The organism is Pseudobutyrivibrio sp. JW11, from assembly GCF_900115355.1.
In the GTDB taxonomy this organism is placed as follows: domain Bacteria; phylum Bacillota; class Clostridia; order Lachnospirales; family Lachnospiraceae; genus Pseudobutyrivibrio; species Pseudobutyrivibrio ruminis.
The window spans coordinates 111900-133352 of the sequence record NZ_FOWB01000003.1 but is presented as its reverse complement, the minus strand read 5'-3'; the positions used below and the strand labels follow the sequence as shown (position 1 = coordinate 133352).

17 protein-coding genes are annotated in these 21453 nt (G+C 40.5%); 2 read left to right on the top strand and 15 right to left on the bottom strand.

Going from position 1 to position 21453, the window contains the following annotated elements; translation table 11 throughout:
* Window positions 1-8 precede the first annotated feature (8 nt).
* From BM102_RS04455 to BM102_RS04445, 3 genes are read right to left on the bottom strand one after another with little or no spacing between them, the layout of a single operon-like run.
* Window positions 9-1313 carry a M18 family aminopeptidase gene (locus BM102_RS04455; protein WP_090479319.1) on the bottom strand — a complete coding sequence of 435 codons (1305 nt, stop codon included), beginning with the start codon at window positions 1311-1313 and terminating at the stop codon, window positions 9-11.
* Window positions 1310-1888 (bottom strand): flavin reductase family protein, encoded by a 579-nt coding sequence (locus BM102_RS04450; protein WP_044937144.1) that lies wholly within the window; start codon window positions 1886-1888, stop codon window positions 1310-1312. The genes BM102_RS04455 and BM102_RS04450 overlap by 4 nt, the downstream gene beginning before the upstream one ends.
* A 1-nt stretch (window position 1889) precedes the next feature.
* On the bottom strand, window positions 1890-2786 hold the full coding sequence (locus BM102_RS04445; protein WP_177194901.1) for an exonuclease domain-containing protein: 897 nt from the start codon (window positions 2784-2786) through the stop codon (window positions 1890-1892).
* 315 nt (window positions 2787-3101) lie between these two features.
* Between BM102_RS04445 and pflB the strand changes: the two genes are divergently transcribed.
* Window positions 3102-5360: a formate C-acetyltransferase gene (pflB, locus tag BM102_RS04440; protein ID WP_090479314.1), complete on the top strand. Its 2259-nt coding sequence runs from the start codon at window positions 3102-3104 to the stop codon at window positions 5358-5360.
* Window positions 5360-6094: a pyruvate formate-lyase-activating protein gene (pflA, locus tag BM102_RS04435; protein ID WP_090479311.1), complete on the top strand. Its 735-nt coding sequence runs from the start codon at window positions 5360-5362 to the stop codon at window positions 6092-6094. Before pflB ends, pflA begins: the two co-directional genes overlap by 1 nt.
* A 13-nt stretch (window positions 6095-6107) precedes the next feature.
* On the opposite strand, the gene BM102_RS04430 is transcribed toward pflA, so the two are convergent.
* The 12 genes from BM102_RS04430 to BM102_RS14255 all read right to left on the bottom strand — a co-directional run bounded on the left by BM102_RS04430 (window position 6108) and on the right by BM102_RS14255 (window position 21391).
* Window positions 6108-7730 carry a glycoside hydrolase family 13 protein gene (locus BM102_RS04430; RefSeq protein ID WP_090479308.1) on the bottom strand — a complete coding sequence of 541 codons (1623 nt, stop codon included), beginning with the start codon at window positions 7728-7730 and terminating at the stop codon, window positions 6108-6110.
* A gap of 153 nt (window positions 7731-7883) precedes the next feature.
* Window positions 7884-8588 (bottom strand): adaptor protein MecA, encoded by a 705-nt coding sequence (locus BM102_RS04425; protein WP_044937127.1) that lies wholly within the window; start codon window positions 8586-8588, stop codon window positions 7884-7886.
* Window positions 8589-8725: 137 nt separating this feature from the next.
* Window positions 8726-9634 (bottom strand): dihydroorotate dehydrogenase, encoded by a 909-nt coding sequence (locus tag BM102_RS04420; protein WP_090479306.1) that lies wholly within the window; start codon window positions 9632-9634, stop codon window positions 8726-8728.
* Window positions 9634-10398 carry a dihydroorotate dehydrogenase electron transfer subunit gene (locus BM102_RS04415; RefSeq protein WP_090479303.1) on the bottom strand — a complete coding sequence of 255 codons (765 nt, stop codon included), beginning with the start codon at window positions 10396-10398 and terminating at the stop codon, window positions 9634-9636. The genes BM102_RS04420 and BM102_RS04415 overlap by 1 nt, the downstream gene beginning before the upstream one ends.
* A gap of 24 nt (window positions 10399-10422) precedes the next feature.
* On the bottom strand, window positions 10423-11343 hold the full coding sequence (gene pyrF / locus BM102_RS04410) for an orotidine-5'-phosphate decarboxylase (protein WP_090479302.1): 921 nt from the start codon (window positions 11341-11343) through the stop codon (window positions 10423-10425).
* On the bottom strand, window positions 11324-12610 hold the full coding sequence (locus BM102_RS04405; RefSeq protein ID WP_044937113.1) for a dihydroorotase: 1287 nt from the start codon (window positions 12608-12610) through the stop codon (window positions 11324-11326). The genes pyrF and BM102_RS04405 overlap by 20 nt, the downstream gene beginning before the upstream one ends.
* Window positions 12611-12700: 90 nt before the next feature.
* Window positions 12701-16681 (bottom strand): starch-binding protein, encoded by a 3981-nt coding sequence (locus BM102_RS04400; RefSeq protein ID WP_177194900.1) that lies wholly within the window; start codon window positions 16679-16681, stop codon window positions 12701-12703.
* A gap of 225 nt (window positions 16682-16906) precedes the next feature.
* Window positions 16907-18229, bottom strand: coding sequence for an aspartate kinase (locus BM102_RS04395; RefSeq protein WP_033153416.1), 1323 nt, complete (start codon window positions 18227-18229; stop codon window positions 16907-16909).
* A gap of 83 nt (window positions 18230-18312) precedes the next feature.
* The gene (locus tag BM102_RS04390) at window positions 18313-19113 is read right to left on the bottom strand and encodes an ABC transporter ATP-binding protein (RefSeq protein ID WP_090479297.1); all 801 of its coding nucleotides are present in this window, start codon (window positions 19111-19113) and stop codon (window positions 18313-18315) included.
* A gap of 3 nt (window positions 19114-19116) precedes the next feature.
* Window positions 19117-20058 (bottom strand): ABC transporter permease, encoded by a 942-nt coding sequence (locus BM102_RS04385; RefSeq protein WP_090479294.1) that lies wholly within the window; start codon window positions 20056-20058, stop codon window positions 19117-19119.
* Entirely contained in the window at window positions 20058-21119 is a 1062-nt protein-coding gene (locus BM102_RS04380; protein WP_090479290.1) for an ABC transporter substrate-binding protein, read from the bottom strand. The genes BM102_RS04385 and BM102_RS04380 overlap by 1 nt, the downstream gene beginning before the upstream one ends.
* A gap of 134 nt (window positions 21120-21253) precedes the next feature.
* On the bottom strand, window positions 21254-21391 hold the full coding sequence (locus BM102_RS14255; protein ID WP_167541216.1) for a hypothetical protein: 138 nt from the start codon (window positions 21389-21391) through the stop codon (window positions 21254-21256).
* Between the last annotated feature and the right edge of the window lie 62 nt (window positions 21392-21453).

The following is a 21453-nucleotide window of genomic DNA, read 5'->3' as shown; positions in this document are numbered from 1 at the left end:
CTTCAAAATTAATCAAAATTATAATCTGAGCCCGAAACATTTTCAATGACAGTTTCGTAAAATTTCGTAGCAATTTTAAGCAAATATTCGGTATCTTTCACACCTGCTGTCTCATATGGAGAATGCATAGCAAGCTGAGCTAATCCGATATCAACACCATTGATTGAAACATGAGCGTTTGAAATGTTACCAAGTGTAGAACCACCAGCTACATCCGAACGGTTTACAAATGTCTGATATGGAACCTTTGCCTTATTGCACATTTCTGTGAAAATTCCAAATGCCAAACCATCTGTCATGTATTTCTGATTTGCATTGAACTTGATTACAACGCCTTCATTCATATAAACCTTGTTTGTTGGGTCGCTCTTTTCTGCATAGTTTGGATGTAGCGCATGAGCATTGTCTGCAGAAACCATAAATGAATTTGCAATTGCTGTGAGAAGGCTTGAGTTATTGCCACCCATAGCTTCGTTAATGCGAACCAAAGTATCATATAAGAATGTAGAATCAGCACCCTGCTTTGTACCACTTCCTACTTCTTCATTATCAAATGTTACGTGAATCTGAGCTGCTGTGTTTGAATTCTTAGCTCCAAGAAGTCCCATCATTGAGCTGTATGAGCACTGAAGGTCATCAAGTCTTCTGATAGAAATAAATTCTTCGTCTGCACCCCAAACCTTACCTGGCTCTCTGTTGTATAGGAATAAATCAGAACCTAGGATTTCCTCTTCCTTAACTGAAAGCTCTGCTGCAACAAGCTTCTTAAGATTAAAGTTTTCATCCATAGATACAAGTGGAAGTAAATCCTTCTGTGGATTGTATTTATAACCATCGTTTGCTTCTCTGTTCATGTGGATTGCAAGTGAAGGAAGCATGCAAAGATCTCTGTCGAAATCTATAAGCTTTGTCTCGATACCATTTTTGCTTCTGACAATTACACGACCAGCGATTGAAAGTGGTCTGTCAAACCAAGGAGCCATAAGCATTCCGCCGTACTTTTCTGTGTTAAGCTTTACATAGTGGCCCTCTTTCATTTCTGGCTGTTCTTTGATTCTGAATGTTGGTGAATCGCTGTGTGAAGCCATAATCATGAAGCTCTTAAGTGAATCCTTAGGCATTCTAAATGCAAGAATTGATGAACCGTTTCTTGTAACGAAATAGTTCTTACCAAGCTCGATTTTCCACTCTTTAGCTTCGTTTAACTCTACGAAACCTGCATCTAAAAATCTCTGTCTCTCGTTTGCCACTACGTGAAACTGAGATGGGCTCTCCTCTATAAATTCAAATAGTCCTTTTACTGTCTTGTTCATTTTTTCTTTCCTTCTTTCTTTTTTATAGAGTAACCAAAGGTACCCTTTGGTTTTGTAAGGCCAAAATAAGTGCCATGGCAATATGCCAATGGCTCTGATTCTTCCAATTGAAACTTTCCTGTTTCATTCATATATTTCTCATCTGCGTGCACTGCAAGTACATCTGCAACAAACATGGTATGGCTACCATATTCATGTGCTTCTCTCACCCTACACTCGATGTTGACTGGCGATTCAACTAGCATAGGAACATTGACTTCATCAGCCATTTCCTTGTGAAGGCCGCAAGCTTCGAACTTATCTACATCCCTACCGCTTTTGACGCCACAAAAATCTGTAGCGAAGGCAAGCTCCTCTGTAGTCAAGTTGATTACAAATTCACCTGTCTCTTTTATCATATTGTATGAGTATCTGCTAGGCCTAACTGAAATGTATGCCATAGGCGGATTGGTACATACTGTTCCTGTCCATGCAACAGTAAACACATTATCATTTCCTTCCTTATCTCGGCATGTAATCATTACAGCTGGAAGTGGATAAATCATATTACCTGCTTTCCACTTTTGTTTTCCCATTTTATATCTCCTTAGACTTTTCTTCCATCATCTCAGAGAAAGTACCCATATATACATTTCCCTGACCGAGTAAGAATCCCAAATCATCCATAAAAGCTTTTGTCTTTGGATTCTCGTGGAAGCCTTTACGCTTTAATTCTTCCAAGAAATCAGCACCTATCTTAGAATCGATGATTAGCTCATCATCCTCTTCCACATCACCAAAGCTTCTATTCTTAACGTATTCGCCTCTGAACTTTTTATATTCAGCTGCTCGTACCCCATCGTACTTCATCTGATCCTGTTCGATTATTCTGATGCAGTTAAGCATGTCTTCAGCATCTGCAAGAGCGTTATGCTCCACATGACCGCCAAGGCCACAGATTGTTTTCATATCTGCAAGGGAAAGATTTGCATCTAAGCCTCCAGTAACATCCAAGCTGACTTCTTTTTGAATATTGTCAAAAGTGCTAATAAACTTTGCAACGCTTCGCTTAAGTGGCTTTTCCAGATTTCTGGATTCGTAGTCTCTTTGAAAGCTGTTTTTATCTCCGCCCCAAACGCAGATTTTTCCAACCTGAAACTTACGAATGCGAGTGATAAGCTCAGTCATAACATCCTCGTAAGCTGGAGCATCCTCTAAATCTTCATTGGTAAGACCAGTGAGCTCAGTAATAAGCGGCGGTAACTTATGGCCAGGTCTTAGCTGAACTGTTGAGTAGAATCTATCAAGCTCCTCATGGGCTGGGTTTGTAATAATTACGCCCACAGAAATAACATCCTCGATGGAACTCTTTTTATATCTCGCACTAAGATATTCCGCATCAAGGAATGCTTGATTCTTGCCTTTGTATCCTGCAGGAGCAGTCTGACTAGGCCCTTTTACTTTGTTTTTTGTACTTGTATTATTTGTAGCCAAATTTATCTCCAAACTTTGTAAATTAATGTGAATTCATTGTACCAAAAAAATCTCTACTATACAAAAGCCATAAATAATAAATCACACGCAATTTGTTTTTGCAGAAATACATCCAAAAATGTTTTTATTTTAATACATTGTGAATTTTTTGTCACTCCTATGGTATATTATTAGAGGCTAGATTGTTAGACGCAACTAACTGTCCAAATTGTGGCTAATATAACCCCACTAGCCGGCGTTTGTAAGGCTTCCACCTAGCTTACAAACAGAACTATAAATTTTTATATTTTTATAAACAGAAAGGGAAACAAATCAATGGCAAATCATGATTTCGCACAATGGAATGGTTTCGTCGGTCGCGTTTGGAAAGATAACGTTGACGTACGTGACTTCATCCAGAACAACTACACTCCTTATGATGGAGATGAGTCTTTCTTAGCAGGTCCTACAGATGCTACTAACACACTTTGGGGTAAGCTTCAGGAACTTCAGGCAGCTGAGCGTGCTAAGGGCGGCGTTTTAGACATGGAAACAGAAATTGTTTCATCTCTTACTTCTTATGGCCCAGGTTACATTTCAGAGGACACAAAGGATCTTGAACAAATCGTTGGTCTTCAGACAGACAAGCCTCTTAAGAGAGCTTTCATGCCATACGGTGGTATTAAAATGGCTGAGCAGTCTTGCAGAATGTACGGTTATGAGCCAAGCGAGAAGCTTCACGAAATCTTTACTGTTTATCACAAGACACACAATCAGGGAGTTTTCGATATCTACACACCAGAGATTATGAAAGCTCGTCACAATAAAATTCTTACAGGTCTTCCTGATACATACGGCCGTGGTCGTATCGTTGGCGATTACAGAAGAGTTGCTCTTTACGGTATCGATTACCTTATCGAAAAGAAGCAGATTGACTTCGCTAACACAAATCGTCAGGGTATGAGACGTTATGACTTCCAGCTTCGCGAGGAAATCACAGACCAGATCAACGCTCTTAAGGGCATGAAGGAAATGGCTGCTTCTTACGGCTTTGATATTTCTAAGCCAGCCGCAAACGCTAAGGAAGCTGCTCAGTGGTTATACTTCGGTTACCTTGCAGCTATCAAGACTCAGAACGGTGCTGCTATGTCAGTAGGACGTGTTTCTACATTCCTTGATATCTACATGACACGTGACCTTGCAAACGGTGTTATCACAGAGTCTGAGGCACAGGAAATCATCGATCACTTCACAATGAAGTGCCGTATGGTTAAATTTGCTCGTATCGAGTCTTACAACCAGTTATTCTCAGGTGATCCAGTATGGGCTACACTTGAAGTTGGTGGTATTGGTCTTGATGGACGTCACCAGGTTACAAAGACTTGCTACAGATTCCTTCACACACTTGAAAACATGGGTCCTTCACCAGAGCCAAACCTTACAGTTATGTACTCTAGCCGTCTTCCTGAAAGCTTCAAGAAGTACGCTGCAAAGATTTCTGTAAACACATCTTCTATCCAGTACGAGAACGATGATGTTATGAGAGTTACATGGGGCGATGATTACTCAATCTGCTGCTGTGTATCTGCTACAGAAACAGGTAAGGAGCTTCAGTTCTTCGGTGCTCGTGCAAACCTTGCTAAGTGTCTTCTTTACGCTATCAACGGTGGTGTTGATGAGAAGTCACATGATCAGGTTGGTCCTGAGTACACACCTATCACATCTGAGTACCTTGATTACGACGAGGTTATGCACAAGTTTGATCAGATGATGGATTGGTTAGCTCACATGTATGTTGGAGCACTCAACATGATTCACTACATGCATGATAAGTATTACTATGAAGTTTGCCAGATGGCACTTATTGATACACACGTACGTCGTTCATTTGCTACAGGTATCGCTGGATTCTCACACTGTGTAGATTCACTTTCAGCTATCAAGTATGCAAAGGTTAAGGCTATCCGTGATGAGAACGGAATCACAAAGGATTTCGAAATCGAAGGTGACTTCCCACGTTATGGTAACGATGATGACAGAGCTGATGAGATTGCTGTATGGCTTCTTAGAACATTCATGACAAAGCTTCGTCATATCCACACATACAGAGATTCAGAGCCTACAACATCTATCCTTACAATTACATCAAACGTTGTATACGGTAAGGCAACAGGTGCTCTTCCAGACGGAAGACCAGCAGGCGAGCCACTTTCACCAGGTGCTAACCCAGCATACGGTGCAGAGAAGAACGGTCTTGTTGCTTCACTTAACTCAGTAGCTAAGCTTCCATATGAAGAAGCACTTGACGGAATCTCTAATACACAGACAATCAACCCAGGTGCCCTTGGACACTCAGAGGAAGAGCGTGTTAACAACCTTGTTAACGTACTTGACGGATACTTCGATCAGGGTGCTCATCACCTCAACGTTAACGTATTCGGTAAAGAAAAGCTTATCGATGCTATGGAGCATCCAGAGAAGCCAGAGTACGCTAACTTCACAATCCGTGTATCTGGATACGCTGTTAAGTTCATCGACTTAACAAAAGAGCAGCAGCTTGACGTTATTGCACGTACTTGCCACGAGGCATTATAATGCGTGAAATTCTTGGTTATATAAATAAATTTGAGAGCTTCGGGGCCGTTGATGGCCCTGGAGTTCGTTATATAATATTCTTAAATGGATGCAAGATGCGCTGCGCTTTTTGCCACAACCCAGAGACATGGGCTGAGCATCAGGGCGAGCAGTATACTGCAGATCAGGTCCTTGAGAAAGCTCTTCGCTACAAGCCTTACTGGAAGAAAGATGGCGGAATCACTGTCAGCGGTGGCGAGCCACTTCTTCAGATTGATTTTGTGTTGGATTTATTTAAGAAAGCCAAAGCTAAAGGTATCACCACTTGCCTTGATACTGCCGGCCAGCCATTCACTCATGAAGAGCCATTTTACAGCAAATGGAAGGAATTAATGAGCGTCACCGACACTGTTATGCTTGATATCAAAAACATCGATCCTGAGGAGCATAAGAAGCTCACAGGGGTGCCTAATGACAATATCCTTCAGATGGCAAAAGAAATCTCTGATATGGGTGTAAGAATTTGGATTAGACACGTGCTTGTTCCTGGTGGAAGTGATAATGATGAACTACTCCATCGTACACGAGAGTTTATAGATACTTTAAAGACCGTAGAGCGAGTGGAGGTTCTTCCATACCACAGTCTAGGGGTTCCAAAGTATGCTGAGCTAGGCATACCATATCGCCTTGAAGGCGTAGAATCACCAACTGCGGAAAGAATAAAAAATGCAAAAGAAATCCTAGGTGCAAACTAGCACCTAGGATTTTTTAACATATCGTATATACGGTAGGACTTGTAATTTTAATGGTCATTGTTTTTCCTTCGTAGCTTCTTATGATATTAATAGCATTATCATCCTCTACAATAGAAGTATCTCCTAACTGTAGTATTGGATTCTTTTTTAAAGCTATTAAGCTCTTTACCTTCTCTAAGAAGTCCAAATCCCACTCTTCTTTGTTCCAATTAAAACAGCGTCTGCAATCAGGGTCATGATTACCTTCCATAGCCTGCTCTGTTCCATAGTACAAACAAGGTGTACCCGGCATAAACATTGTTAATGCTATTGCTGTTTCCAACTTCTTTTTATCCTTGCCTATAGCTGTAAAGAAGCGCTCTGTATCATGAGAATCAAGCAAATTCAGCATCATATAGTTTACTTGCTTCATGTTACGCATCAAAATTCCATTTAGATGCTGGACAGTTTTTGCCTCATCACATATTCCTTTTGCAAAATAATCAAGACATATCTTCGTATATGCATAATTCATAATGCTATCCTGCTGGTCACCTTGCAAAGCTGGGTATGCATCATGCCAGTTTTCTCCGATGATTACGGCATCACTCTTTTTCGCCTTTACAGCCTTTCTGAACATTCTCCAGAAATCGTGAGATACCTCATCTGCAACATCGAGTCGCCAGCCGTCAATATCAGCTACATCAATCCAATAAGTCGCAATATCCAGCAAATATTTTTGCACATCAGGATTCGCTGTGTTAAGTTTTGGCATGGACTTTGAATATGCAAAGCATTCGTAATTACGATTTTCTACGTCTGCCTTATCTCCATCAATAATGAACCAATCGTGATACTTTGATTTACGTCCATTTTTTACTACATCCTGAAACTGCTCCATCTTTGTGCTGCAATGATTAAAAACTGCATCCAGCACAAGTCTAATACCTCTGGCATGAGCTTCCTTTACCAGTTCTATCAAATCCTCCGTCGTACCAAACTGTGGATCTATAGTTTTATAGTCAATAATATCGTACTTGTGATTTGATTCCGATAAAAATATAGGCGTTAAATATATTCCTGAAATGCCCAAATCCTTAAGATAATCAAGTCTCTTTATAATTCCTCGAAGATCGCCACCAGCATGGCTTTTAGGGGTAGGTTTATCGCCCCATCTCATGTCGATATAGGACATATCCTTGTTTTCATCACCAACGCAGAATCTATCAACAAAAATCTGATAGAAAACAGAACCTGGCATCCACTTTACAAGTGGCATAACATCATTTTCATTGATGTATGGCAACTGGAAGAAATTATAATAACAATCCTCGTAATTATAGCTTTCAGTAAGGCCATCTTCGCTGTAAAAATATATTTTGTTATTCTTCTCCAGCTGGAAAATATAAACAAATCGAACGTCGTTTATTTTCAGCTGGATTTCATAATAAGCGAATAGCTCATCTTTATATTTAAGTGGAACATCCACAGTGTATCTCTCTTCTTTATAATCATACTTAACACCGTAGATTAAGCTTACCTTAAGTCCACTTTCTGCATCTTCTCTGGCAGTTCTAAGTCTAAGAACTATTTCATCCGTCGATAATGGAAAACAATATCTTGATTCTGGTATGTGTAATAATGCGTGTCTGTTCATAAAACTCCCTTTACGTAATATAATTTCAATAAACTCCTTCTAATAGTTTATCGATAAATGGCGATTTATCAACTGGTTATGCTGTTAACTAAACTTTTATTTTTCAATAAAAAATAGTCAGGAGATAATCTCCTGACTATTGGTATTTTTGTATTAAATTTGTGATAAAACATTTGCACAATCTTCGCAAATCAAATCGCCGTGCTCTAACAAGAATGCCCCATCAAAGCTTTCTGTAAACATCTGATTTGCAAACTCTGCTATTACTAAAATCACAGCTGAAATCTGTCTGCGTGTAAGCTCAAAATTCAGCTTGATGTAGTAGTCATCTCCGTAACGGTACAACGTACTCTTCATTCCATCGTACTTTGGAAGATGCTTGCAAAGTAAAATTGCTGAATCTAAATCATCAAGTATTGCCCAAAGTGGAGTATCCAGATACTGATCTGTCACCTCATCACTTTCGTCTGTAATAGCCTTTGCAGGCTGTACTGGAACATCAGATGTACTAGCTGAAATTGCTGCACTCTGAGGTGTTTTCGTAGTTGAAAGCGTCTCCTGTAAACCTGTGAGATGCTTTTTTAATTCTTCAATTGCTGTAGCCAGTCCTGTGCTTGAATCTGGAGATATAAGTAATGCAACATCACCCTGTGGCATCACTGTCATTTGAACGCTGTACGCCTTTGCATGAGTCTCAATTCCGAGGGTCTCACAGGCTTCAGCAAGAATATCCCTAATAAAGCTCTGGGTCTTTTCCTGGTCACTGACGAAATCACCAAGCTCCATGCCGTTCTGTTCCATTTCTTCTTTTGTGATGACACATCTAATCTTGTCCTCACCTATCTTCTTGAACTTCATCAGCTCCCCTCCTTTCAAATTGTGGACGTAAATAAAGTTTAGCAAATGAATTTGAAAGTGTCACGGAAAAATCTGAGTATATTGTGAGAAATTTCCGTGAACAATGTAACCATTCAATTATTATGTGTAGCAAAACCTTATTTCACTATGCCTATTATATTGTTGATATCCTCAATACCCTTCCTCTCCATATATTCCTTCATTCCGTTAAGTATATCCAGTGTTGCTGTAGGATTGTAGAAATTAGCTGTACCAATTGAAACGGCAGTTGCCCCCGCAAGCATCATTTCAATTGCATCTTCCCATGTTGAAATTCCACCCATTCCTATAATTGGAATTGAAACTGTAGAAGCACACTCATAGACCATACGAACAGCTATAGGATGAACAGCAGGACCTGACATACCACCGGTCTTGTTTGCCAGTACAAAGCTTTGACGTTCAACATCGATTTTCATCCCTGTAAGAGTATTAATAAGGGAAATGGCATCCGCTCCCCCAGCTTCCGCAGCTTTTGCCATAACCTTGATGTCTGTAACGTTTGGAGAAAGCTTCATGACGATTGGCTGCTTTGCATGAGATTTCACAAGTCTTGTGATTTCTTCTACTGCCTTAGGATCCTGACCAAAAGCGATTCCGCCCTCTTTAACGTTAGGACAAGAGATGTTGATTTCTAGCATATCAACTCGCTTTTCATCTGCCAATCTATCTACCACTTCAATATATTCTTCGGCTGAATGACCGCAAACATTAACCACTACCTTTGTATCTTTGTACTGTTCAAGGAATTTTAAATCTCTTTCGCAGAACACCTCAACCCCTGGATTCTGCAGGCCGATGGCGTTAAGCATGCCTGATTTTACTTCGGCAATTCTTGGTGTTGGATTACCTGGCCAAGGCACATTTGCAACGCCTTTTGTAACAACAGCACCAAGCTTATTTAAGTCTACAAATTCTGAATACTCCATGCCTGAACCAAAGGTTCCTGAAGCTTCCATAATAGGATTCTGAAATTCTACTCCTGCGATAGTAACCTTTGTATTCATTACAATTCCACCTCCGTAGATAAGAAAACTGGACCGTCTTTGCAGACTCTTTTATTTTTAACGTGGCTGTGATCATCTACTTCTTTAGACTGGCATACGCATCCCAAGCATGCACCAACACCACATGCCATTCTCTCTTCCATTGAAACATAGCACTTGATGCCTTTTTCAAGGGCATACTGTGCAACGCCTCTAAGCATTGGCTTTGGGCCGCAAGCATAGATAACATCAGCAGTCAATTCGTTTTCCTTCATTGCATCAACAACAGTGCCGTGAACTCCCACTGAGCCATCATCTGTAGCGATAATTACATCAGCTGCTGCATCAATAAATTCATCAGCAAGGAATAAATCATCGTTGCGATATCCCATTACTGCTGTAACAGAGCCCTTCAACTGCTTTGCAAGCTCTAGCATTGGAGGCACACCAATTCCGCCACCAACTACAATAGCCTTTTCTCCCTCAAGTGGAAAACCATTTCCAAGAGGACCAAGAATCTCTACAGTGTCGCCAGCTTGAAGCTCAGAAAACTCTGTTGTGCCTTCGCCTACAACTCGAAATACCACTCGAAGAGTATTTTTTAACTCATTGATTTCGCAGATGCTGATAGGACGAGGTAACAGCTTGCTTTTGTCATTTGAAAATATATTTATGAACTGACCTGGGACGGCATATTTACTTGCATTTGTCTCAAGTTCAAGGCTATATACACCTTCTGCCAGTTTTTTCTGGGCTACTACTGTAGCTCTTTCTTTTATTTTCATATTTTATTAAACTCCTTACTTAACTTACTTAAGTGCTCCGCGAATATCTGCGAGCATATCCTCTACAGCTGCTCTACTTGCTCCTGCAAAGTTCTCTTCGCCATACTTCGCATATTTCTCCTGCTGGTATGCTGCAATGATGCCACGGCTTGAATTTACAATAGCGCCAAGGCCATCCTCATTGAAGAAGTTTACAAGGTCAGCACCCTTGCCTCCCTGTGCACCGTAACCTGGCACAAGGATATATGTGTGAGGCATAAGCTTGCGGAGCTTTGCGCCCATCTCTGGATAAGTTGCACCAACTACTGCACCAACATTTGAGTAGTTGCCCTCGCGAGTGTCTGCACCCCACTCTTCGATTTTCTCAGCCATGTGCTCGTAAAGTGGTCTGCCGTCAATAAGTCTATCCTGGAATTCTCCTGATGATGGATTTGAAGTCTTGCAGAGTACAAAGATTCCCTTGTCCTCTTCCTTGCAAACATCAACGAAAGGCTTTACGCCATCTGTTCCAAGATATGGGTTTACTGTAGCCATATCTGCATCAAAGCCCTGATATTTGTACTCGCCCACCTGAACTGAACCAAGGTGTCCAAGAGCGTATGCTGTAGATGTTGAGCCAATGTCACCACGCTTGATATCTGCAATAACGATAAGACCAAGTTCCTTCGCATAATCAACTGTCTTTTTGTAGGCAATCATACCTGGGATGCCATAGCTTTCATACATAGCAATCTGTGGCTTTACTGCTGGAATCAAATCTGCAGTAGCATCCATAATCTGTCTGTTGTAGTCGAACATAGCCTCGCCTACTGCCTCAAGTGTCTGGCCGCATTCGCCTATCCACTTATCAACAAGTGACTTTGGCATAAGCTTCATAGTAGGGTCTAAACCTACAACTATTGGTGCGTTCTTCTCCTGAATCTGGTTAATTAGCTTCTGAATCATATACAACATTACCTCCAAATATAGTTTTTACAACTTTTCCCTGTACCTTACGATTCTCATAAGGCATATTCTTTGACTTGCCAACAAAGTCGGCAGCATGAATTTCATATTCGATAGTTGGATCAAAGATTGTGATGTCTGCTGCTTTACCAACAGATATATCACCCAAATCCTGTCTGCCAAGGATCCTAGCTGGATTGCTACTCATATATGCAGCCATTGTAAGCGGTGTAATAAGACCTGATAATACAAGCTCTGTATAAGCAAGACTTGCCGATGTTTCAAGACCAACTATTCCAAATGGTGATGCAAAGCCCTTGGCCTTTTCTTCTGCTGTGTGTGGAGCGTGGTCTGTAGATATTACCTCAAATACGCCCTCCGCAAGGCCACGTCTCAGTGCCTCTCTATCTTCAGCTGTACGAACTGGTGGATTCATTTTATAGTTACCGTCCCCTGGGACGATATCGTCTTCTGTAAGTGTAAAATGATGAGGACAAACTTCGCCAGATACCTTGATTCCTCTAGCCTTTGCCTCTTTAAGAATGTCATAGCTTTCCTTTGTGGAGCAATGACAAAGATGAAGTGTAGCCCCCGTCTCTTCTGCAAGCATAATGTCACGGGCTTCAATGATGTTTTCTACTGCGTTGCTGATTCCCTTTTCTCCCATAGAATCAGATTTTGTTCCCATGTTCATAACGCCGCCCTGAACAAGATTAATATCCTCACAGTGAGCGAGAACTGGAACATTTTTCTTCGCTACGATTTTCATAGCTTCTCGGTACAAACCGGAATCCATTACCGATTTGCCATCCTCTGAAATAGCTGGGATGCCGGCATTTATCATGCCTTCCAAATCAGAAAGCTCCTTGCCTTCCATTCCCTTTGTAACCGAGCCAACCTGAAGCACTCTGCATAGGCCAACTGACTTGCCCTTATCATGGACATAGTTTACAAGCTCTGGATTATCAACCACCGGCTTTGTATTTGGCATGGCAAGAACAGTAGTAACACCGCCTCTTGCAGCAGCCTTTGAACCGGTCTCAATGTCTTCCTTGGCAGTCTGCCCTGGATCTCTGAAATGAACATGCATATCGATAAGACCAGGGAACACATAGCAGCCCTTAGCATCGATTACCGTATCAGAAAAAACGGGAACAATTTCAGCCTCAATAGCTGAAATACTGTTCCCGTCTATCTTAATATCTAATATTTCGTCTGTGTTTGTAGGTGGATTCAAAACCCTTCCGTTTTTTATTATAAGGCTCATATTGTACCTTCCTTCCTAAACTGTAGGTAGTATACCATATGTAGCCTTTTGAGGAAACAAAAAATTCACCCATTAATGCACTATTATGATTTATTTTTTCTTAGTTAAGAATCTTGCCAATCCTCCCTGTGATACAACAAAAGCTCCACCGCCGGCAAATGCTATCATCACTACTATTAGTACTATAACAAGTGCAGTATTTCCGCTTTCTGTTTCAGTAGCTGCTGCTGGTGTTTCTGCATCCTGAATGCTCTGAGAATCTGTGTTGCTATCAGTGTCCTCTGTAGTTGCAGTTGAAGCTGTAGTATTAGAATCATCTGAGGTTGTATCCTTTGTTGATTCCTTAGTAGCATTTGATGCAGTCTTTGTAACTGTAGTCTTCTCATTAGAAGTTTCTGACTCAGTGTCTGCAGTAGCTGTATTGTCTGTAGTTGTTGTAACATCTGTAGCAGCTGTTTCATCTGTGCTTGTAGAAGCACTTACACTTGTTGATGAGCTTGATGTACTTGTGCTTGTTGATGAAGTTGCGCTACTTGATGTACTTGTGCTTGCCTGGCTTGAGCTTGATGATGAACTTGTCTGGCCTGCGCTTGTAGAGCTCTCATTATTAGAAGTGTTATTCTCTTCCTTATTGTCATCTGTGGACTCTGTTGTCTTTCCAAGCTCTTCATCTGATGGACGACTAGTTGTTACTACAGTCTCCGCGTCCTCAATCTGCTGATGAATTCCATTATCGTTAATAATTAGCTTTAATGTGTAGCCTGTTGCACCTACTACATACACATTATTACTTGCTATAGTTAACCCCTCATCCTCTGCTTCATCCTCTTGAGTATCAGCATCCTCATCCTCTGCTTCTTCCTCTTGAGCATCAGCATCCTTATCTACTTCTTCATCAAATTCTTCATCACTCTCTTCTGGCAACTCTTCTTCAATATCTTCGTTGTCTTCATCTACCTCTATTGGTTCTTCCTCTTCTACATCTTCTTCATCTTCAGACAACTCTTCGCTCTCCCCGCGCATATTCCAGTATTCCTCTGGAATATCTACATAGTGCCAACCTTTTCCGATGTGAGTCATCTTGGTTCCTGGCCAATCACCAAGTGGTAAGCCAGCACTAGTTCCATCCGCCTGTTTCAGCCATGCATACATATATACATCGCTATCCCAGTCTGCATCCAGCTGATAGTACACACGAACCATGCCATCAGCTACTTCTGTCTCTTCCTCTACATCTTTATATGTAACATCATCATCGTCATTATCTTCTTCTGTGGTCTTTCCAACTAGCTCCATAACCTCATCTTTAGAAGAAAATGCTTCAGTGCTTCTAGATACAAAGTAAAGCTTTGTCTTGTCTGTCATTACATTGTCGGCTAGCTGTGTTCCATTTCCATTATTGAAGATTAAGTGTAAATCAGTATTTTCAATTGCTTCTGTTAATACATTTGCAGCGTACCAATTATCTCCAATGAAAGTCATCTGGGTACCTGGCCATTCACCAATACAATTGTTATAATTTCCGCCCCAAGCATATACGTATACATTATCCCACTGATTTTCATCGTAGAAATATACTAGGGTGTATCCGTCCTTTTCTTCAACCTCTTCTGCCTCTCGCTCTGATGCTGCCTTTGCAGCAGCCTCAGCCTCTTTCTTAGAGCTGTAAGCATTGCTACCCCAGAAGTAAACATTTTTAATACTTGTAACCTTTAAATCACCAGTCTGACCACCATTTCCCATGTCATTGAAAATGATGTTGAAGTCATCACCTGGTGCAGCGTTGATGGTCATCTTCCACCAATCATCGCCATCATAGGTTGCCTCTTTGCCTGGCCAATCTCCAAGGCTTACAGCACCCCATGTATAAACTCCAACTGTCTCCCAGCCCTTTGTGTTGTAGAAGTAAACAGTGGTCTTATCAGGGTAAATACCTGTAGCATCCATAGCCTCATCCTTTGAGCTGTAAAGACCTACTGTAAGATTTCCATTACTGCTACCGCCATCTAAAGCAATATATGTCTTTGTCTTATCGGAAATCTTTATATCTACAGTCTGTGCGCCAGAACCGTTGTTAAAGATAATAGAAAAATCATCATCACTCATAAGCTTGACATCAGCTCTCCACCAATAGTCTCCCTCATTTTTAGCTGTAGCTCCTGGCCATCCTCCAAAAACCTGTGCACCACCATCCAGCCAAGCATAGGCTTTAACTGTTGACCATTCCTCTGTGTTATAGAAATACACTGATGTGGTTACAACGCCAATTGCCTTTTCTGCCTCAGCCTTTGTCATGTAGCAAGTGCTGTTTTCTCCGGTTAAATACTTTCCTGAAGTACTTGTAATTGAAAACTTATCTGATTTGTTTGTTCCATCTGTAAATACTACTTCAAATTCTTCTGATGGAATGGTAACTTTCCACCAACCATCACCAGTGCTATCACAATCATAAGTATTATCATCAACAATGGCACTAACAGTAGACCACTGTTTTGAGTTAAAGAAGAACAGCGTGGAATACTCCCCATCAGTTGCTTCATCAAGAACAACAACTGACTTTGCTGAAATTTTTCCTGAGATTACGCCATCCTGAACTGTAAAGATACCATCTTCACCTTCCACAGAATTGATGTATGTGCCATCTGCAAGATTTGTCTCTGACTCTAAATCAAATGATTCATCAGAGCCATTGATTATAACAGCTCCCTTTGTTCCTCTCTCAACCATAAGAACAGAATTATTTCCGTTTGGATTTCTAAGGTATTCATCCTCACCTGTCATGGCAGTTCTAAACTTATTAACTGCAACAACCTGAGGATTTTTATATAAATCTGAACCTGCTGCGCCTAACACATTATCTCCCCAAGGATTTTCAGCAGAGCTATTATTTGGTCTACTGAAAAACAGTGGTGTTCCTGCTTCTCTAGATGCAATTATTGCCCAACCAAGGATTACCTCTGTGTCATCAACTGTGTTGTATGACTTGTCATTTATATAGTTATCATGTGATTCAACCCAAGTAACAAGCTTGTCGGAATCAGCTGTATAGGTTGTTCCTGTAGTTGTATCATCGCTAATGCCATAGCTTTCAAGCTTGCTTGCAGAAAGCGAACCAGATGAAACAGCACTTCTGATTTTCGCACCGTAGTTGCTTGCTGTAGTTCCACCAAGCATATCCTGATATGCTGCAAGTCTGTCTGTATCGCCCTGAAGAACTTCTCCATATACAAACAAATCCTCATAATCTACATTATCTAAATCATCTATATATGATTTCATATTTGGATAGAAATCATTTCTATCTTCCTGACCTGCATAAGCTGCTGGAACTCCATCATCTGGAAGTGCAATATGCTTTGCAGTATCAATTCTGAATCCATCAGCACCGCAATCAATACAATCTGCTAAGAACTGATAGAAATATGCCTGGAAAGCATCACTTTCTGTATCAACATCTGGCAAGCCACCCATTGGATCATAGACAACTGACACTCTATCACTGTAATCAATATTTCTTGATACATCTGAGCCATTGATGTGATAAAGATTAGTTACATCATCGTAGCTTGCGTTTACAGCATCAAGGAAATCCTGACTGATTTCATCGAATAATGGTGTTGTATGATTTGGATCAATATCAACTATTACAGCGATTCCATATTCATCTGCTGTTTCGCACATAGCCTTGAACTCGTCTCTTGTGCCAAGCTGATAGTTTCCAATAACCCAGTCAGTTGGCTGATAATGGTAATACCATTTACCCGTATCACTATACAAAGTAAGACCTGGCTCTGTAGACAGGCAATCGTTAATAGGCGATGTCTGCACAGCTGTATATCCTGCAGCTGCAATATCTGCCATATTCTCCTTGATAGTATTAAAATTCCAACAAAATGCGTGAAGAATAGCTCCGTCGTGAACCGACTCTCTGCTGACCTTTGATGCGGCCTGAACTGTGTTTAGGCCATTTTCTGATAGCATTGCTAGATTTGCACCAGGTAATCCTAGTAACATAGCAAAAGCAATGCAGACTGTGACAATTCGTTTTGTCACCTTCCCCATTCTTTTCATGAATAGAACCTCCCTTTCCATTACATGCTTTGAATCCTTAGTCGGCCTAATAACTAAAGCTTCAAAATTGAAACATTATTAAGTTGTTGCGCAATCAGTTGCGCATCTTGATTATTGGGGATTCTTACCATCCCCAATAACAAGAATATAAGACAATTTAATTGTTTAGTCAATAATGAAAATAGAGTTTTTTGATATTAATAAGAATTTGTAAAATATGTCAGATTATAGCTTGGTAGTTACAAAAATATCATAGATAGCTTTTACTGCTGCTTCAAAATCAGCATTTTCTACACCAATTATGATATTAAGCTCTGAAGAACCCTGATCAATCATGCGAACATTTACATGAGCATGGCTAAGTGCAGCAAAGATTCTGCCGGCAGTACCACGAGTGTTTTTCATACCACGGCCTACAACTGCGATAAGTGCAAGGTCTGATTCGATTTCTATAGAATCTGGTGAGCAGTTTCTGTGAATAGCTGAAACTACAGCCTGTTCCTTGTTAATGAACTCATCCTCATGAACAACAACAGTCATAGTATCAATACCTGATGGCATGTGCTCGATACAGATTCCATTATCCTCAAATGCCTGAAGTGCCTTTCTACAGAAACCTACCTCAGAGTTCATAAGAGACTTTGTAATAAGGACTGTACAGAAGCCCTTCTTTCCAGCAATACCTGTGATAACGTATTCATTGCGCTGGCCTGTGCTTTCAACAATCCATGTACCTTCATCATCTGGCTTGTTAGTATTCTTGATGTTGATTGGAATACCTGCTGAACGAACAGGGAAAATTGCATCTTCGTGAAGAACTGAAGCGCCCATATATGAAAGCTCGCGAAGCTCTCTATATGTGATTGTCTGCATAGCAACAGGATTCTTTACAATACGTGGATCACAAATCAAGAAGCCTGATACGTCTGTCCAGTTCTCGTATACATCTACCTTTGCTGCGCCAGCTACGATTGAACCTGTAACATCGGAACCACCACGTGAGAATGTCTTTACCTTGCCATCCTTGCCACATCCATAGAATCCTGGAATAACAGCATGTGGATGCTCCTCAAGTGCCTTTGACATTGTCTTTTCTGTTTTATATGCGTTGAGCTGACCTTCTTCGTTAAAGAAAATCACATCCTTTGCATCGATGAAATCATAGCCTAAATACTCAGCCATAATCTTACCGTTAAGGAACTCACCACGGCTTGCTAAATAATCTAATGAAAGGTCTTCTTTAATATCGGCGGCAATCTTCTTAAAATCTTCATCAAGAGAAAAGCCTTTTAAATCAAGACCTGTAATAATCTCATCGTATCTAGCCTTTATAGCTGCAAGATTCTCAGTAACATCCTTGCCTGCCTTTGCTGCCTCATATGTGGCAATAAGCATATCTGTAACCTTTGTATCCTTGCTGTTTCTCTTGCCTGGTGCAGATGGAACTACGAATACTCTGTTTTCGTCTGCACGGATGATGTCCCCAACTTTTTTAAACTGACCCGCATCAGCTAGTGAACTTCCGCCAAATTTAACTACCTTTTTCATTATTATTTCCTCTTCCTAAATTTTATATAGCTTATATAATACTAGAACACTTTAACGATTTAAAGTGGTAACTTGCATAAAAGTTATGAAAGTAAAACCCTATCATTGTCTAATTCTTCCCCAGCGCCAGTTTTAAACTTCTCTAACAAATCTGCAACTGTAAGCTTTGAACGTTCCTCTCCAGAGGTGTCAAACACAATGTGACCAGCATTCATCATAAGTGTACGATTTCCAACCTCCAATGCCTGATGCATATTGTGTGTAACCATAAGGCAAGTAATGCCCTGCTCTTTAACAATTGATTTTGTAAGGTCCAAAACCTTTTCTGCTGTGGCTGGATCAAGAGCTGCAGTATGCTCATCTAAAAGTAAAAGCTTTGGAGTAACAAATGTAGCCATTAAAAGTGTAAGAGCTTGTCTTTGTCCACCTGAAAGCAAACCAACCGGCTGTTTCATTCTATCCTCTAGTCCCATTCCAAGCAAGGATAATTGTTCTCTAAATCGAGATTTATCCTTTGCACTGATTCGTGAAAAGAGTTTTCCAGAAGAATGAGATGCGCGAAGATATGCTAAAGCCATATTTTCTTCTATGGTCATATTAGGGGCTGTGCCTTTTAATGGGTCCTGGAAAAGATGTCCAATGACTCTGCTTCGCATATATTCTTTTTTGAAGGTGATATCCTCATCATCCAAATAGATATTGCCTTCATCAACAATGAACGTACCTGCAATTGCATTAAACATTGTAGATTTTCCAGCTCCGTTTGAACCAACGATTGTGGCAAAATCTCCATTCTTTAACTCTAAAGAAAGATTTGTTAGCGCAGCTTTTTCATTAACTGTACCAGGGTTGAAGGTTTTAGAAATATTATCGATTTTCAGCATTTACTATACCTCCCCCTTTACACTGCCTCTATAGTTGGCAAACTCTCTCTTTTTAAGGGCAACCTTTTTCTTTACATAAGGAGCCGCAATTGCAATAGCAACGATAAGTGCCGATACAAGCTTTAAAGCCTCTGCTGGTACAGAAAGTCTAAGAGCTATTGCAACTATAAAACGATAAAGCACCGATCCAAGAATTGTTCCTAAAATCCTGCGCAGCATGCTTCCCTTATTTCCAATCAAGGTTTGACCAATGATTAAGGAAGCAAGGGCAATTGTAACCATTCCTGTTCCTATATTAATATCTGCTGACTTTTGATACTGGGCAATCAATGCACCAGAAAGTCCTGTAAGTGAGTTTGCTAAGCAAAGTCCTACTGTGATGGTGAATGTAGGATTGATAGATGATGATCTGACCATATCTGCATTGTCACCTGTAGCACGAATAGACATACCTAAAGTGGTGCCTAAAAACCACCATAAAATAGAAGATATCACCGCAACAATGAGAGCTACCAAAATAACCTTATACCAATCTCCAAGGAATGTGCCGCCGAGAGTATCCTTTCCTATAGAAAATAAAGTGTCACATCCAAAGAGGTTTGCTATAGAAGAAAATCCCATAACAGCAATGTTTATTGTATATAGTCCGGTATTAACAATGATACCTGCAAGAATTGATTCTACACCAAGCTTTGTCTGCAAAAAGGCTGTGACAAATCCAGCCATTGCACCTGCCACCATGGCAGCAATTAGCGCAAGAAATGGATGGCCAGCTAAAGTAACCATAGCACCAACGGCGCAACCTAATGTAAAACAGCCATCCGTTGTTAAATCTGCAATATTAAGTATTGTAAAAGAAATAAAAAGTGCCAAAGCAACTAGGGCGTATATACACCCTAGCTCTAAAGCACTTTGAAAAATCGACACTGTAAAAATACTAGACATTAATCAAATTCCTCCGCTGTCTGCACTTCAACTAATCCATCGCACATATCGCGAAGCTTATCATAATCTAGATTGAGAGCCGCTGCTGTTTCAGTGTTAACAGTAGCTGTTCCATTATCAAGAGTCTTAACAGGAAGTGTTGCTGGGTCTTTGCCTTCTACAAGGATTTCTGCAACCATGTTTGCAGTCTCCTTGCCAAGTGTCGCATAGTTTACACCATAGCCAAGGTAAGCACCATTAAGAGCGAATGAATCAGCACCACAGTAATGTGGGATTCCAGCTTCAATAAACTTCTCATAGATTCCAAGCTCCGCTGTCATGATAGTGTTGTCAGTTGGTGTGAATACTGCTTCTACCCCTTCCGCAACAAGTGCATCTGCAGCAAGCATAACCTCATCATTTGTGTTTCCTGTCTTCTCAACATATTCAATACCAGCAGCCTCAAGGTACTTCTTTGCATCCTTGATTGGTCCTGCTGATGCATCCTGCCCCTTGTCGTAAAGTAAACCTACCTTATCTAAGTCTCTATTCTGCTCAAGCATTAAATCGAGAACTGCTTCTGTATTTAACGCATCTGATGTTCCTGTAACATTTGAACCAGGTGCATCATTGCTCTCTACAAGGCCTGCTGCCTCTGGATCTGATACAGCTGCAAATACAACAGGAATCTGATTGTCCTCTGTTGCTGCCTGGCAAATCATTGCTGTAGGTGTTGCAATTGGAACAAGCACATCCACTTCATCATTGATAAGCTCAGTAACAATCTGGTTGATTGTTGTTGAATCCGCATTGCCATTATAATAGTAATCTTCGTACTCAAATGTGCATCCGTTTTCCTTTGCAAGTAAATCAAGCTGTGACTCAATATTGGCTACAATCTGATTTAAAGAAGCATCGTCTACATACTGAACAATACCAACCTTATAAACCTTTCCCTCAGCGTTAGCCGCAGTTTCCTCTTCTTTGATAGTCTCATTATTATCTGAAGATGCACCACAACCAACTAACATTGCAGTTGCCATAGCCATACTTAAAACCATCGATAAGACATTCTTTTTCATATATCTCTTCTCCTTTACCCAAAACTTATCATGTGATTCATTCTATCATATTACTTTAGTAAGTTAAAGTGTAAAATTAAATCAACAATATAAAAAGACCGATGGATAATTCCATCGGCCCATGCATTTCGGATTTATTTTGTAGTAACGCTGACAACCTTTAATGTGTTACGTGCAACGAATACTGTTTTTACTCCTTTTTGAAGTAAGTCCTCTGCTCTTCTGTACAAATCTTCAGGACTTGTGCAAGTAATAATTTCACCAATAGCCATTTTTTCATGCCTCCCCATCTATAAATTTATCGTCTATACAGCGAACTTCTATATAATAGTCT

What these genes read in the sequence shown, in the direction of transcription:
- BM102_RS04380 (WP_090479290.1), bottom strand. Translation starts at nt 21,119, where the DNA reads ATGAAAAAGAATGTCTTATCGATGGTTTTAAGTATGGCTATGGCAACT.
- BM102_RS04415 (WP_090479303.1), bottom strand. Translation starts at nt 10,398, where the DNA reads ATGAAAATAAAAGAAAGAGCTACAGTAGTAGCCCAGAAAAAACTGGCA.
- pflB (WP_090479314.1), top strand. Translation starts at nt 3,102, where the DNA reads ATGGCAAATCATGATTTCGCACAATGGAATGGTTTCGTCGGTCGCGTT.
- BM102_RS04385 (WP_090479294.1), bottom strand. Translation starts at nt 20,058, where the DNA reads ATGTCTAGTATTTTTACAGTGTCGATTTTTCAAAGTGCTTTAGAGCTA.
- BM102_RS04425 (WP_044937127.1), bottom strand. Translation starts at nt 8,588, where the DNA reads ATGAAGTTCAAGAAGATAGGTGAGGACAAGATTAGATGTGTCATCACA.
- BM102_RS04450 (WP_044937144.1), bottom strand. Translation starts at nt 1,888, where the DNA reads ATGGGAAAACAAAAGTGGAAAGCAGGTAATATGATTTATCCACTTCCA.
- BM102_RS04400 (WP_177194900.1), bottom strand. Translation starts at nt 16,681, where the DNA reads ATGAAAAGAATGGGGAAGGTGACAAAACGAATTGTCACAGTCTGCATT.
- BM102_RS04455 (WP_090479319.1), bottom strand. Translation starts at nt 1,313, where the DNA reads ATGAACAAGACAGTAAAAGGACTATTTGAATTTATAGAGGAGAGCCCA.
- BM102_RS04390 (WP_090479297.1), bottom strand. Translation starts at nt 19,113, where the DNA reads ATGCTGAAAATCGATAATATTTCTAAAACCTTCAACCCTGGTACAGTT.
- BM102_RS04395 (WP_033153416.1), bottom strand. Translation starts at nt 18,229, where the DNA reads ATGAAAAAGGTAGTTAAATTTGGCGGAAGTTCACTAGCTGATGCGGGT.
- BM102_RS04430 (WP_090479308.1), bottom strand. Translation starts at nt 7,730, where the DNA reads ATGAACAGACACGCATTATTACACATACCAGAATCAAGATATTGTTTT.
- pflA (WP_090479311.1), top strand. Translation starts at nt 5,360, where the DNA reads ATGCGTGAAATTCTTGGTTATATAAATAAATTTGAGAGCTTCGGGGCC.
- BM102_RS14255 (WP_167541216.1), bottom strand. Translation starts at nt 21,391, where the DNA reads ATGGCTATTGGTGAAATTATTACTTGCACAAGTCCTGAAGATTTGTAC.
- pyrF (WP_090479302.1), bottom strand. Translation starts at nt 11,343, where the DNA reads ATGATTCAGAAGCTAATTAACCAGATTCAGGAGAAGAACGCACCAATA.
- BM102_RS04420 (WP_090479306.1), bottom strand. Translation starts at nt 9,634, where the DNA reads ATGAATACAAAGGTTACTATCGCAGGAGTAGAATTTCAGAATCCTATT.
- BM102_RS04405 (WP_044937113.1), bottom strand. Translation starts at nt 12,610, where the DNA reads ATGAGCCTTATAATAAAAAACGGAAGGGTTTTGAATCCACCTACAAAC.